We start from the raw sequence: 13594 nt of genomic DNA, 5'->3' as shown, positions 1-13594 counted from the left end.
GTGCGATATGCCAGAACCCGATAAGAAAATTTTAAACATCGATCCAGGCACGCTAGTTCTCATTATCTCTGTTCTCATACTGTTACCATTGCTAGTAGCTGGGTTTTTTTCCCAATAAGCGCTGAAGAGTCTAAGATTGCGCAGCTGCACTGTTAAGTCAATTTTCGCTGTGTTAGTAGAGCGATCGCACTGTGCAATCTATCTCATCTCGCTGGAAAATGCAATTATCAAAATTTTTCGTCCAAAATATTTAGTAAGCAAGAGTAAGCAAGCTCTGCAAAATTATCATTGCTGACTAACATAAAATAACTAAATAAGCAGCTATAAATTTTAATTTTAAACCTCCATAAAGACCTAGACAAAATATCATCTCAGTGCTTCTACTTATGAGCATATATCTGTAGTTATGTTCAGTCTTCAATTATTCACCCTAAGGAGACATGAATCTAACTGAGTTAAGTAGCTAACTTAAAACAAGATTATTTGACACGAGAAACCAATTAGGTTTCAACTTGTTAAAAATTTTTACAGCTTTAGTTAGCTACAAGGAGTTCTAAAATGGCAGACACAAGTAAACGTGGCTTTGCTTCTATGGACGAAGATAAGCAGCGTGAAATCGCCAGTAAAGGCGGACATGCGGCTCATGAAAAAGGTACTGCTCACGAGTTTACATCTGAAGAAGCTCGCGAAGCTGGCCGCAAAGGCGGAGAAGCTGTAAGCCAAGATAGAGAACACATGGCTGAAATTGGTAGCAAAGGTGGTAAGAGTTCTCATAAAGGCAGCAAGAGCAAGCAAAATAATGAGAGCGGCGATGAAGAGAATGATGATAGTGAAGAAACAAGTACTCGTGGTGGTACACCAGAGCAACATTCTAAAGCAGGTAAACAAAGCCACAAGAATAAATAAGCCGATTGCTTAATTTCTGTTAATAAGCTACCTCTAACCCAAAATTTGAGTTAATTTTAGGCAAAATAGCCTAATAACTTCAGCAGGGTACATCATCGCCAATAAATAAGTTTTCTGAACTTATTCTTTGATTCATTCCAGGTTTTACCTAAAGTAAAGCGTGGGATGAATCAACTTTTTAGATAAAAAATATTGAATAATTACGGCGTTAGTAATTAGAAATTTGTTCCTGAACCCAAGTACGGAAAGAACGGGTTGTAGCAATCTCTCCATTTTGTTTACTTGCTTGTATAAAACGAGGTATTTCCTGTATCGCTATATATGTAAAAGTATGACTAAATTCTACTTCTAAATACTTTTCTGCTTCTAGCTGATAAATCCTCAATACAGTGCCGTTGTAACGCCAAAATTCAGGAATTCCCATTGCAGCATAAAGCTGTAACTTGTCTATTTTAGGTTTTGAATATTCTACTTCTAATACAAGGTCTGGGGGTGGATCGGAGGCTAAATCTATATTTTCTTTATTTCTGACTAAAAATTCATTTTGGATATAGTAGCTACTATCTGGTTCTCCGCCACGCTCTAAATCATCTCTGATTAATGTGAGAGATCCACACCTTTTAATTTCTAATCCAAATTCTTCACACAACACACCAACAAAAACTTCAATCAGCCGATTTGAATTCTCGTGCGGCATTAATGGAGTCATAATTTCTATTATTCCATTATCATAGGCAAGTTTATTTTTTCGGTCTGTACCCATTTCAGATAGCATAATTTTAAATGTCTGCCAACTGATGTTCTCAAGTAAGACTCTGGTTTCTGCGGCTGTGCTGGTTGTGGTAACCATAATTCGGTTTTCTTGTGTTGGCTGGGTTATAAAGCGGTAAAGTGCTGACTACAAAATCATCAAAGTTAAGGATATATACAACTATATATTGAACTATATATTTATGTTAGATCTAATCTAACGGATTATTTTGGTATTAAAAGTTTGCTAATACAAGACCGTTATCGTTTAATTCGGTTAATTGGTAAAGGGGGATTCTGCAAAACCTACCTGGCTGTAGATGAGAATGAATTTCCCCCAGTTCCTTGTGTGGTGCAACAATTCTCACAGCGCAGTCAAACACCAAAAAGCTTTATATACAAAGCACAACAGTTAAAAATACTAGGTCAGCATCCACAAATTCCGTCTTTAATTGCATATTTTCAAGATGAGCAATATTGCTATTTAGTACAAGAGTTTATTGCAGGGAGTAATTTATCAAGTCTTTTAGAATCAGAAGGTGCTTTGAATGAAAATCAAATTTGGCAACTTTTAGCGGATATATTACCAGTTATTAAATTGATTCACTATTGCCAAATTATTCACTGCAATATTAAACCAGAAAATATAATTTTTACGGAATCAAAAAAATTTGTTTTAGTTAATTTGGCTGCAACTCAAATTTTTAGCGAAATTAACCAATTTATTAGTCAAGATTGTATTGGTAGTCCTGAATATATTGCACCAGAACAAACAAGGGGAAAGGCTGTTTTTGCTAGCGATTTTTACAGCTTAGGTGTCACTTGTATTCACCTGATGACCCAGATTTCACCATTTGATTTATACAATGTCGCTAATGATTGCTGGGTTTGGCAAGAGTATCTTAGCACTACGGTAAGCAACCGCCTCAGCAACATCCTTACTAAACTGCTGCATAAGTCTATTCGCGATCGCTTTCAATCGGCTGATGAAGTTATGCTAGCAATGGGAATCGATTCGCGTTCATTTCCATCTCTCAGCGCTTCCCAACCTTCTCAACCTTTATGGGAGTGCATACACACCCTACAGGGAATTGGTAACGTAAATACGGAGATTCATTCCCTAGCTTTCAGTCCTGATGGCAAAATTTTAGCCAGTGGTGATGAAAAAATCATCAAATTATGGGATTTAAACAGCCAAAAGGTATTAACTACCCTATCAGGACATACACACGCTGTTAAATCACTTAATTTCAGTCCTGATGGCAAAATATTGGCATCTGCTAGCGACGATCGCAGTATTAAATTGTGGGATATTAGTACATCTGAGGAAATTTGCACTTTATTAGGACACACACACGCTGTAAAATCCGTGGCTTTTAGTCCTGATGGGAAGATTCTCGCCAGTGGTAGCTGGGATAAAACTATCAAACTCTGGGATGTCAATACTAGGGAAGAGATTTCTACTCTTACCGGACATCAATTACAGGTGAATTCAGTCGCATTTAGTCCCCAAGGACAAATTTTAGCTAGTGCTAGTTTAGATCGCACTGTTCGCTTGTGGGAATTACTTAATAATGATGTAATTTTAGCATCTAATAACATAACTAAAGAATTTAAAAACCGCCCAAATTGCACCTTGTTAGGAACCCTTTCAGGTCATGCATGGGCGGTTTTAACAGTCGCGTTTAGTCCCGATGGAAAAATTTTAGCGACGGGTAGCGACGATAACACAATTAAATTATGGCAGGTAAACACTGGTCAGGTAATTACCACACTGTTAGGCCATTCTTGGTCTGTTGTAGCAGTGGCTTTTACGATTGATGGCACAATGTTGATTAGTGCCAGTCGCGATCGCACTGTTAAACTTTGGCAAGTTAGCACAGCAAAAGAAATCGCTACTCTCTCAGGCCATGCAGATTCTGTATCTACCGTTGCTGTCAGTCAAGTTGCACAATTAATTGCTAGTGCTAGCAAGGATAAAACCATCAAATTGTGGCAACTTGCACAACAGGAAAGCTAAAGGAGAAATATCAGGCGCTACCTGTGAAGGCAACTTCGGGAAATTTCAACTGTGCTTCTGCCATTGGGCGGTTTCTGCCTTCTTCTTGCCAGTAGTTAATTACTTCTGTGGCTTTGTTGAGTAACTCAACCCGATCTAAATCGCTAATCCAGTGTTTAGACTCTAATTCCTTCTTTAACTCTTCCCAAGCATCATTTCTGGGCCAGAAGAAATATTTGGTTAAGGGACTTGTACCTTTACCAACAACTTGATCGACTGCAAGAGCAACGTTCTCATCTAGCCAAAGAATTTTCAAAATAAACTTGGTCAATCAAACCTCCGGAAATATCCAAGCAGTACTTACTAACTTCGCGATCGCTTATTTTAACCCAATACCATGCAAGATGGGTAAATAGTTCTTGGGCATAGGGCATGGGGTATGAGAATTATTGGAGTACAAGCTGTTGTGTTAGAGTATCTAAATTTTGAAAAATCATTTCTCTAAATATAGAATGGGCAAGCAATTTACAGCATATTTTAGGTAAATGAGGTACGCGCTTAGGGGCATGGCAGTGCCAATGCCCCTACAATCAATGATTATCTGTACCTCACCAACTTGCAATTCGCTGTATTTCCAATGCCCAATGCCCAATGCCCCATGCCCAAATTATGACAAACTCAAATTCACTCAAAGCGATCGCAGTTTTTGATATTGATGGTGTGATTCGAGATGTTAGCGGTTCTTATCGGCGCGCGATCGCAGATACTGTTGAATATTTTACCAATCAAGCCTATCGTCCGACACCAATTGATATTGACCAGTTAAAATCTGAAGGGGTTTGGAATAACGATTGGGAAGCATCTCAAGAATTAACTTATCGTTATTTTGAATCTCAAGGACAGTCTCGCGCTCAAATACAACTTGACTACAATTCTATTGTGGCTTTCTTTCAATCTCGTTATCGAGGTACTGATCCTAATAATTTTACTGGTTATATTTGCGACGAACCTTTATTATTACAATCTAGCTACTTAGAAGCACTTACACAAGCTAATATTGCTTGGGGATTTTTTAGCGGTGCTACTCGTGGTTCTGCTAACTATATTTTAGAAAAGCGTCTTGGCTTAAAGGCTCCAGTATTAATTGCGATGGAAGATGCACCAGGTAAACCCGATCCTACAGGACTTTTTGCGACTGTGGAAATATTAGAAAATGGCTCAGAAAATTTATCCCCTGTATTTTATGTTGGGGATACGGTAGCTGATATGTATACAGTCACCAAAGCACGGGATTTACAGCCACAGCGTCTTTGGGTTGGTGTTGGCGTTTTACCACCTCACGTACAAGAAACAGCAGCGCGTCGCGATGCTTATGCTGAAACATTACGTCAAGCTGGTGCGGCGGTAGTTTTCAGTAATGTACAGGAATTGACTCCAGGGAAGATTGCGGAATTGTTAAGTTAGGGGCTAGGGGCTAGTGGTTCATCGCAAAAATTTCGAGGGGTAAGTTTCTTCTTCTTTTCTCTTCCTACCCTTCGGGAACGACTTCGTCGAACGCGGACTTCGCGTCTTTGCGGTTCGTTTTTTACCAATCATATTTAAGGGAACTCCAAAAAATAAATTATGCCAAATTGTAGGGGCGGGGTTACCCCGCCCCTACGAGTTGCGGGTTTGGTAAGTTAATGATTGGAATATTTTTTTATTTGGAAGTCCCTAATGCGATAGACCACTATAGTTAGGGAAGAAATTTCTGGTGATTGATGGCAGAAATTGTAAAGAATTATGCAACAAAATTAGGGGCACAACAATGTTGTGCCCTCAAGAATGATTTGAATTGATATTAAATTTATCGTGAGGATTTCAATCCAGAAAATTAGTGTGAGGAGCGTTAAATACACGGGAAAAATTTAAATTAGGTGAATTGCATTGCCGAAAAATACTATACCGATCGCAAAAAAGGCTAAACCAGCAAAGGTGATTTTGTTGGGCAATATTGAGTAAATTTCTCTGACACTCATTAGCACGGCACATTGAGTTAAGGCAAAACCCATCACATAAATGACTAAGGGTAGGATTCCCGTGTTGACAACAGATTCTACCCCAACATAACCATGTAATAAACCTGCGATCGCGCCTAATACGGAGATGACAATCCAGTTCGGTTTGTTTTCTATCAGCAGTATGGCACTAAAGATAATTGTGGAAATCGCCAAGCCGATTTCTGCACCTGGTAAATTTAGATGAAATAAATTTATCACCATCCCAAAGGCTGCTGCTGCGCCAAAAGATGCAGCCATGAAAGCGCCACGCAATATCGCCGCAGAGAGTAAGCCAATGGCGACAAGGCTAGCGAGACGATTTAAGTCGATTGCGGGATCGGCTATTCCCCAAAGTAAGCCTTCCCAAGAATTAGAAATAGCCGGATGTCCGTGAAATCCGCTTAAGGAAGCCAATAAGCTAATTGTAGCCAAAGATGCGATCGCCACAGCATGACGATGTTTTATCTCATTTCCAGATGTTGGTAAGTCAATTGTTAGCATCGATTTATCGCAAATAAGTTTTTTTTGATAACTTATGCTACCCAACTGTCTCAAAAAACTAACACAATCTTTATTCTCGATATTTAAAAATACGTGAAATTACTGGAGTTGTTTAAACCCTAAATAATAGTTAATCTATCACTAAATATTTTATCCAATGGTCTATTATTCGCTAAGTCAGCAGATTTCATTTTGATAGGAATTAAAATTTTAATTTCTAAGCCTTCAGGTAATATAGGCATAACTTCTAACTGACCATTATGTTGAGCAATAATCTGTCTGCTAATAGACATACCTACATTTTCACCCAAAGATTTATTGCTAAATAAAGAATCAAGTATTTTTTCTTTTGTATCTTCCTTGACTATAAAACCATTATCAGTAATCTTAATTATTACTTGATGACTCTCTGCTAAAACTGATGTATGAATACGAATTTGCGGCTTAATTGCTGACGCTTTCAACCGAGAAATGGCATTATTTAGTATATATATAAATACTTGGTTGAGTTGCCCAGGATAACATTCGACTTTCGGTAATTTACCATAATCTTTAATCGTTTCAATGTCAGCATTATCGGCTTTACCCTTTAAACGATTTTGCAAAATTAGGAGCGAACTATCAATACCTTCATGAATATCAACTTCTTTAAGATTAGCTTCATCGAGGCGAGAGAAATTTCGTAACCCTAAAATAAGTTTCTGAATGCGATCGGCTCCGATTTGCATGGAAGATAAAATTTTTGGTAAGTCTTCTTTAATAAAATTCAGGTCAATTTCTTCACTAAAATTCTGAATTTCTGCTACTGGATTGACATAATTATTCTCATAAAGTGAAACTAACTCTAATAAATTTCCGGCATATTCTTGAGCTAGTTTAGTATTGCCATAAATAAAATTCATTGGATTATTCATTTCATAGACAATACCCCCAACTAATTGTCCTAAAGTAGACATTTTTTCTGTATGAATTAGTTGTGCTTGGGTATTTGCTAGTTCTTGTAATGCAAGTTTTAGTTGATTGTTGGCTTGTTCTAGTTGTGCTGGACTAGGTAAAGCTAGAGCTTGCGGTATTATTGGTAATAGTACAATGGCAGTATAAACGGAAATAAAAGCTGTAATCGCTTTAATTAAACCAGATAACCAGTAAACAGGATGCCAAAGCGTCCATATTTCCATTAAGTGTGTTGTACCGCAGGAAATAATAAAAGCGCCAAACAACAACATAATCGATTTAAAAGGCAAATCCTCTCGCTTGCGGACAAAATAAATTAGCGCTAGGGGAATAGAAAAATAAGCTAAAGCAATCAAAGAATCTGAGAGGATATGTAGCGATACTAACTCTGGTTTCCAGAGGTAGCAGTGTCCATGCGGAATAAATGCGTTATCAACAAAGAAATTGTGTAAAAATTCCCACATAAGCATTTCTTGAGTATAATTTGTCTGCTTACTTGCTTGACAAATTATACTCGCAGGACAAAAAATTGTCTCTACTAAGTAAACCCTAACGAAGTAACTCTTCTATTTGATGTTGACTCCATAAATCTCTGTACAAACCGCGTTGCTGTACGAGTTCTAAATGATTTCCAGTCTGCACAATTTTACCTTTGTCCATGACAAAAATACGGTCAGCAGCAGCTGCAGCAGAGAGTTGGTGGGTGATAAAAACCACTGTTTTTTTATCAGTACCAGTGGATAAATTCTTGAGAATTTGTGTAGCTGTTTGATTATCTACACTAGAGAGAGCATCATCCAAAATTAAGACGGGAGCATCTACCAACATTCCTCTAGCCAAAGCTGTGCGCTGACGCTGTCCGCCAGAAAGAGTAATGCCTCGTTCGCCTACTATAGTTTCGTACTGTTGGGGAAAATTGCTGATTTCTGCGTGAATTTGAGCTTGCTGGGCTACCATTTCAATATCTTGCTGTTCTCTAATGGGGTCAGCATAGCGGATATTATTTTTAATGGTGGTACTAAAGAGAAAGCTATCTTGGGGGACATAAGCGATCGCACCGCGTAAATCTGCTAAAGCTATTTTAGTAATATCTAAATCATCTAAAAATAGCTGTCCCGATGCAATTTCTAATAAACGCGGTAGTGCATTCGCTAAAGTCGATTTTCCCGAACCAATAGCGCCGACAATGGCGACAGTTTCCCCAGGATTAATTGTAAAGTTGATGCCATCTAAAGCGGGGTTTGCAGCACCAGGATAAGTGTAACTAAAATTTTTAGCTGTTAGCTTACCTTTAACTTCACTGTTAGCTAAATGAATGACATCGCTAGCGTCTTGAATTTTTGGTTCAACTGAGAGAATCGACTCTAAGCGATCGATACTTACTTCACCGCGTTGATAAGCGCTGATAGTAAAGCCTAATAAAGCTGTGGGAAAAACTAACCGTTCTACATAAATCAGTAGTGCTAAGAAATCGCCAACCGCTAGAGTTCCCGTAGAAATTCTGGTAGCGCCTAGCCAGATAATTATCAGGGAACTGATATTGGCTAAACCACCAATTAAAGGAAATAATGTGTTACGGCTTTTTGCTAATTCCAAATTAGCTGTTAATAAATTTTCATTTTTCTGAGCAAAGGCGCGACGCTCGTTTTCTTCTTGGGCGTAAATTTTAATTAAAGCAATACCGCTAATATCTTCTTGAATGAGTTCGCTAATATCCGAAAGTTGCTCTTGGACTAGTTTTTGTTGGGTACGGAGGCGATCGCTAAATAAATGTACCAACAGAAACATTAAAGGATATACTGCCAGGGAAGCTAAGGTCAAATCTACACTAATTGACAACATTACTGGCAGCGTTAACACATAAGCAAATAATGTATTAGCTAAACTCAGAACCGCAAAACCTAATAACCGTTTGATATTGTCTACATCGCTAGTCGCCCTACTAATTAAATCGCCAATGGTATTAGTAGCAAAGTAAGCAGGTTCTAACTTGAGTAAATGTGTAAAAATCCTTTGTTTTAAATCAAATTCTACCTCTCGCCCCACTCCAAATAGCCAAATCCGCGAAGCCATACGGATGAGCAACATGGCTGAACTGAGCAAGACGATAATGACTACGTAATGTAAAACTTCATTCCAGCTAAAAGTTGAGGAGAGTTTGTCAACGCAAGCGCGAATTAGCAAAGGAATATAAACGCCTAATCCATTGACAGTTAACAAAGCCAAAATACCCAACACCGCTTCCCGCCAATGGGGACGCAGGTAAGCACCGAGTTTAGCTAGTCTTCGAGATTGTACCATTCAGAAAAAGCGGGGACGCAGAGAAATGAGGACGCAAGGAATCAACCAATGACAATTGTACAGACGCGATTCATCGCGTCTCTGACAAATGATCCTTTCCTTGCAAGTAAATTTACCCTCCTTTTATTCTGGCAGAAATGATTGGGGAAAAAGGCCAGCCACCAAGACATAGTGCTTGGCCTTATAATTTTTAATTTTTAGACTTTATGATTGACGACCGCGCAAGAAGAAGTAAATTTGGTTGAGATAACTTTCCCAAGCGTTCGTTGTCACTTGCAAAGTTTCCGCACTGGGGACAAAATCTTCCAGTCGCAATCCTCTGGTTCTAATTTCTTGAGGATTTTGCAATAAGTAAGGCGGAACGTTGATACCCAGTGGATTCATCGCGATGACATCGGAGACATTAGCGTTTGCTTGGGGAAGCGAAGCCACTAAAGTCTCGGATGTGGGAGCCAGTTGATAACCAGCAGCCAATCTGACATTCTCAACAGGGTAATTTGCTGTTGTTGCTATTGGCGATCGCACCAGAAAATAAGCGATCGCAGGTGTACTAGCTAACAATAAAATTGTCAGTGCCCAACCTAGTAAGTATCCTCCTGGTTTATCTATCCCACCCCCCTTGATTCTTTGGGCAGCAAAAATTAACATCAACACCGATGCTCCCAGTGGTTTAAGTGGAAATGATATCAACCTCCACAAAGAAGCTACTGCTGGTTCGTTAGGATTAATGAAGGCCAGCGCTAAGACGATCAACATAATAACTATGACTAATCGTCCGACAAAACTCCCTGTTGGATAAAATCTTTGGAAAAAAGAGTATACAACAGTGCCAATTAACAGCCACAGTAATACCCGGCTTAGGAGTAGAAACATAGTAAATTAACTCTCAAATTTTCCGATGCGGTGAACTATTGCTTGAGATTCGGTTTCCCGGTATCAAGCAAAATGCGAATCCTGAAGGGTTAGCCTTGAGGTTTCGGGCAGCGGATTTATTTTCTCGTCAAATTGTAATCGTACTGTTACCTGACTTAAAATACCTCATACCTCACACCCAAAGACTACCGTCGTAGTGATTTTAGTGCAATTTCCTGACACTGGGACTATTATTTAAAATTTTATAGATGAGTAATGTAGCACCAGTAAATTAAATTAATTGAGTAGTTATAACTCAACAGGTACAAATATGTCGTCTGCAAAACCGAAAATTTTGGTAACCGGAGGAGCTGGTTATATCGGCTCTCATACAGTCCTAGCCTTGAAGCGAGCGGGTTATGAGGTTGTCATCCTCGATAATTTGGTGTACGGACATCGTGACTTAGTAGAGCAAGCTCTGCAAGTGGAACTGGTAGTTGGTGACACTGCCGATCGCCCAATGCTGGATAAATTATTTCAAACTCACCAGTTTGATGCTGTCATGCACTTCTCTGCTTATGCCTACGTAGGCGAATCAGTGACAGATCCGGCAAAATACTACCGCAACAATGTTGTGGGTACTCTGGTGCTGTTAGAAGCTATGGAGGCAGCTTCCATTAAGAAATTTGTATTTTCCTCAACTTGTGCAACTTACGGTGTACCGGATGTTGTACCCATTCCCGAAAATCATCCCCAAAATCCCATTAACCCTTACGGTGCTAGTAAGTTAATGGTCGAGCGGATTCTCTCAGATTTCGATGTTGCCTATGGTTTAAAATCAGTGCGGTTCCGCTACTTCAACGCCGCCGGAGCCGATCCCACTGGTTTACTCGGTGAAGATCACAACCCAGAAACCCATTTAATCCCGTTAATTTTGCTAACAGCTTTAGGTAAGCGGGAATCGATTTCGATTTTCGGTACTGATTATGCGACACCCGATGGTACTTGTATTCGAGATTATATTCACGTGAGCGACTTAGCCGATGCCCATATTTCTGGATTAGAGTACTTATTACAAGGCGGTAATAGCGAAGTTTTCAACCTTGGTAATGCTTTAGGTTTCTCCGTCAGAGAAGTCATTGCGGCGGCTGAGGCAGTAACAGGATTAAATATACCCATCACCGAATGCGATCGCCGTGCCGGAGATCCACCTTCTTTGATTGGTAGCGCCGAGAAAGCCAGAGAAATCCTGGGTTGGCAACCTCAATACCCCGGTATCAAAGAGATTGTCCAACACGCCTGGGATTGGCATCAGAAGAGGCATAAATAGGGGTATGGGGCATTGGGCATTGGGCATGGGGCATGGGGCATGGGGCACTTGTACTGAGCGAAGTCGAAGTATTGGGCATTGGGCAGACGCGATGAATCGCGTCTCTACAATTGTCCTCTTTGTCCTCCTGCCTCCTCCCTACCCCTTCCGCCGTTGCATTACAGCTAACACTATCCCTACGCTGGCAAAAATGCCGGCGGCGATCGCCCACAATGAAAATGATGAAGATTGAGGCTGGGCTACCTGGGCTACATCTTTATCATTTTCCTTGTTGACTTCTGGCGAGCTTCGTGATAAATTAGCCGCACTTGCAGCAACGGTAACATCAAACTTTAACTCAAAGGGTTGGAAATTCCCGCCAGCTATGGGTTTACCTTTCAGTACTAGCTGATAGGCTCCGGGTTTGGGAAATGTAATATCTGCGCCTGGTGTCCCTTGATACTTTTCGGCGGTGATGGCTTGCAAGGGGGGTTCTAATAGTGGCGGTTCTCCGGCTGTGTGGGGTTGGGCATAAATCGCTAACTGACAATTACAATCTTTGAGAGCGATCGCTTTTCCACCTTTACGAGTTAGTGCAAACCAAGCTTGTGTAGGTTTACCAGCTTGGGGATTATCATTCGGTTCAATATGGAGGGTAGCACCAACATCTGCGGCAATTTTAATTGTATGGGCAGAGGTAGAGCTAGGACTATTTACTGCTAGGAGTAATAAAAAAACTACAGGTATACCAAATTTAGCGCGACTTACTGGGCGGAACATAAAATTTAGCTATGGAAAACCTTGACCAAACATAGCGCGATCTCAGCATTAACACACAGAGGGTGAAAAAACCCAAGAGTGCGGTTGCTAGTTTATTCCCCTCATTTAATTGTGCAGAACCTAGGTAATGTGAACCCATAACGATCGCATGAATTACAACCAAGAGTAAAGCAGGTACGCTCAATAGATGAATCTGTCGCCAACGCTTACCTAAAGATTTTTGCCAGAAATCAAAGCTAGTCAAAGCAGCAGGAGTCATCAAGATTAATGCTACCGCACCTGCGCCCATACTCCATTGAAACTCTGGACGCAGAAACCAAAAGGCAGCAAAATTCCATTTTAATGAATGTTCTATCATGTGGAGACTGTGCGCTACAGATAACACAAAAGCTCCCACACCCAAAGCTCGACGATAACGCAAAGGTGAAGCCCAAATTCCACTAATCGGGCGAGCGATTAGGGCTAAAATTAAGCAGAATAAGGCAGCGTGTCCGGTGTAATCGACCATTGTATCGCCAGTTCGCAACACAGTAATGGCTCCAATGGCGAGAGTTACCCAACCACCCAAGCGGAATAATTGACTGCGCTTATCTTGACTGACTAGGGAAGCAGAAACACCCACACCTAACATGGTTGGTAGGGTTCCCAATCCAAAAGCGAGCATAGTTACCGCACCTATCCATACATTACCAGTTTCCGCAGCTTTTATTTGGGCAGCATATAAGAACCCACAAGGCATTAAACCCCAAGTCATCCCTAATAATGCAGGTGTCCACCATTTACTTTGTAAGGAAATATTGACCATTTCTTTACTGAGAAGATTGTGTAATTTTCCTTGTAATAATGGGTGTAAAACGGGAATTTTTGGGAGTAAATTGGGATTAATATGTCCTAAACCAAACCAAATCAACAGTAAACCTGTAAAAATGGCAATCCAACGCCGTAAATCGCTACCAATACCTGCTAACTGTCCCCCTTCGATCAAGACTGAACCTAATGCGCCAATCCCCGCACCAACTAGGGTATAGCTCAACATCCGCCCTAAGTTCAGTAAGATGTGAAATTTTAATTGCTGTCGCCAATCACGGGTTTTTTCTTGATGCGGTAACGAAAACGCCATTGTTAAAGGGCCGCACATGCCAAAACAATGCCCAAAACTACCCAAAAACCCCAGGATTGTCATGAGTAATAAATCAATCATAA

Annotated in this window: 13 protein-coding genes; 4 read left to right on the top strand and 9 right to left on the bottom strand. The window is 40.2% G+C overall.

The genetic code is table 11. From position 1 onward, the window contains the following. Window positions 1-558 precede the first annotated feature (558 nt). Entirely contained in the window at window positions 559-906 is a 348-nt protein-coding gene (locus AACW45_RS00570; protein WP_190626622.1) for a KGG domain-containing protein, read from the top strand. Window positions 907-1114: 208 nt separating this feature from the next. Here AACW45_RS00570 and AACW45_RS00565 read toward each other — a convergent pair whose 3' ends face one another. Next, the gene (locus tag AACW45_RS00565) at window positions 1115-1756 is read right to left on the bottom strand and encodes a Uma2 family endonuclease (RefSeq protein ID WP_190626620.1); all 642 of its coding nucleotides are present in this window, start codon (window positions 1754-1756) and stop codon (window positions 1115-1117) included. A 144-nt stretch (window positions 1757-1900) separates the two neighbouring features. On the opposite strand from AACW45_RS00565, the gene AACW45_RS00560 reads away from it, so the two are divergent. Next, window positions 1901-3676: a serine/threonine-protein kinase gene (locus AACW45_RS00560; RefSeq protein WP_190626617.1), complete on the top strand. Its 1776-nt coding sequence runs from the start codon at window positions 1901-1903 to the stop codon at window positions 3674-3676. Between the two features lie 10 nt (window positions 3677-3686). Here the strand turns inward: AACW45_RS00560 and AACW45_RS00555 are convergent, their stop codons facing one another. Next, window positions 3687-3986 (bottom strand): 30S ribosomal protein PSRP-3, encoded by a 300-nt coding sequence (locus AACW45_RS00555; RefSeq protein ID WP_045870192.1) that lies wholly within the window; start codon window positions 3984-3986, stop codon window positions 3687-3689. Continuing rightward, entirely contained in the window at window positions 3949-4089 is a 141-nt protein-coding gene (locus tag AACW45_RS00550; RefSeq protein ID WP_190626615.1) for a hypothetical protein, read from the bottom strand. The genes AACW45_RS00555 and AACW45_RS00550 overlap by 38 nt, the downstream gene beginning before the upstream one ends. 235 nt (window positions 4090-4324) lie before the next feature. Here AACW45_RS00550 and AACW45_RS00545 point away from each other — a divergent pair, with 235 nt between their 5' ends. Then, the gene (locus tag AACW45_RS00545; RefSeq protein ID WP_190627457.1) at window positions 4325-5119 is read left to right on the top strand and encodes a TIGR01548 family HAD-type hydrolase; all 795 of its coding nucleotides are present in this window, start codon (window positions 4325-4327) and stop codon (window positions 5117-5119) included. A 443-nt stretch (window positions 5120-5562) separates the two neighbouring features. On the opposite strand, the gene AACW45_RS00540 is transcribed toward AACW45_RS00545, so the two are convergent. The 4 genes from AACW45_RS00540 to AACW45_RS00525 form a co-directional block, all read right to left on the bottom strand. Then, on the bottom strand, window positions 5563-6195 hold the full coding sequence (locus AACW45_RS00540; protein ID WP_190626613.1) for a HupE/UreJ family protein: 633 nt from the start codon (window positions 6193-6195) through the stop codon (window positions 5563-5565). Between the two features lie 119 nt (window positions 6196-6314). Next, window positions 6315-7613, bottom strand: coding sequence for a sensor histidine kinase (locus AACW45_RS00535; protein WP_190626611.1), 1299 nt, complete (start codon window positions 7611-7613; stop codon window positions 6315-6317). Window positions 7614-7698: 85 nt separating this feature from the next. Further along, window positions 7699-9450 (bottom strand): ABC transporter ATP-binding protein, encoded by a 1752-nt coding sequence (locus AACW45_RS00530; RefSeq protein WP_190626609.1) that lies wholly within the window; start codon window positions 9448-9450, stop codon window positions 7699-7701. 204 nt (window positions 9451-9654) lie between these two features. Beyond that, window positions 9655-10323 carry a hypothetical protein gene (locus AACW45_RS00525; RefSeq protein WP_190626606.1) on the bottom strand — a complete coding sequence of 223 codons (669 nt, stop codon included), beginning with the start codon at window positions 10321-10323 and terminating at the stop codon, window positions 9655-9657. A 310-nt stretch (window positions 10324-10633) separates the two neighbouring features. Here AACW45_RS00525 and galE point away from each other — a divergent pair, with 310 nt between their 5' ends. Next, window positions 10634-11632 (top strand): UDP-glucose 4-epimerase GalE, encoded by a 999-nt coding sequence (gene galE / locus AACW45_RS00520; protein WP_190626603.1) that lies wholly within the window; start codon window positions 10634-10636, stop codon window positions 11630-11632. Window positions 11633-11770: 138 nt separating this feature from the next. On the opposite strand, the gene AACW45_RS00515 is transcribed toward galE, so the two are convergent. Both AACW45_RS00515 and AACW45_RS00510 read right to left on the bottom strand, forming a co-directional pair. Beyond that, window positions 11771-12391 (bottom strand): hypothetical protein, encoded by a 621-nt coding sequence (locus AACW45_RS00515; RefSeq protein WP_190626601.1) that lies wholly within the window; start codon window positions 12389-12391, stop codon window positions 11771-11773. Continuing rightward, a complete protein-coding gene (locus tag AACW45_RS00510) occupies window positions 12366-13592 on the bottom strand; it encodes an urease accessory protein UreH domain-containing protein (RefSeq protein WP_190626598.1) in 1227 nt (408 codons plus the stop codon). The genes AACW45_RS00515 and AACW45_RS00510 overlap by 26 nt, the downstream gene beginning before the upstream one ends. Window positions 13593-13594 lie beyond the last annotated feature (2 nt).

It is taken from the genome of Calothrix sp. FACHB-168 (genome assembly GCF_963889195.1).
In the GTDB taxonomy this organism is placed as follows: Bacteria; Cyanobacteriota; Cyanobacteriia; order Cyanobacteriales; family Nostocaceae; genus Aulosira; species Aulosira anomala_A.
Note: the sequence above shows the minus strand (reverse complement) of the source record. Positions and strands in the feature narration are given on the sequence as shown.

Bases quoted from the DNA above. Each gene is read 5' to 3' on its own strand.
- AACW45_RS00570 (WP_190626622.1), top strand. From the start codon at position 559: ATGGCAGACACAAGTAAACGTGGCTTTGCTTCTATGGACGAAGATAAG.
- AACW45_RS00565 (WP_190626620.1), bottom strand. From the start codon at position 1,756: ATGGTTACCACAACCAGCACAGCCGCAGAAACCAGAGTCTTACTTGAG.
- AACW45_RS00550 (WP_190626615.1), bottom strand. From the start codon at position 4,089: ATGCCCTATGCCCAAGAACTATTTACCCATCTTGCATGGTATTGGGTT.
- AACW45_RS00545 (WP_190627457.1), top strand. From the start codon at position 4,325: ATGACAAACTCAAATTCACTCAAAGCGATCGCAGTTTTTGATATTGAT.
- AACW45_RS00540 (WP_190626613.1), bottom strand. From the start codon at position 6,195: ATGCTAACAATTGACTTACCAACATCTGGAAATGAGATAAAACATCGT.
- AACW45_RS00535 (WP_190626611.1), bottom strand. From the start codon at position 7,613: ATGTGGGAATTTTTACACAATTTCTTTGTTGATAACGCATTTATTCCG.
- AACW45_RS00530 (WP_190626609.1), bottom strand. From the start codon at position 9,450: ATGGTACAATCTCGAAGACTAGCTAAACTCGGTGCTTACCTGCGTCCC.
- AACW45_RS00525 (WP_190626606.1), bottom strand. From the start codon at position 10,323: ATGTTTCTACTCCTAAGCCGGGTATTACTGTGGCTGTTAATTGGCACT.
- galE (WP_190626603.1), top strand. From the start codon at position 10,634: ATGTCGTCTGCAAAACCGAAAATTTTGGTAACCGGAGGAGCTGGTTAT.
- AACW45_RS00515 (WP_190626601.1), bottom strand. From the start codon at position 12,391: ATGTTCCGCCCAGTAAGTCGCGCTAAATTTGGTATACCTGTAGTTTTT.
- AACW45_RS00510 (WP_190626598.1), bottom strand. From the start codon at position 13,592: ATGATTGATTTATTACTCATGACAATCCTGGGGTTTTTGGGTAGTTTT.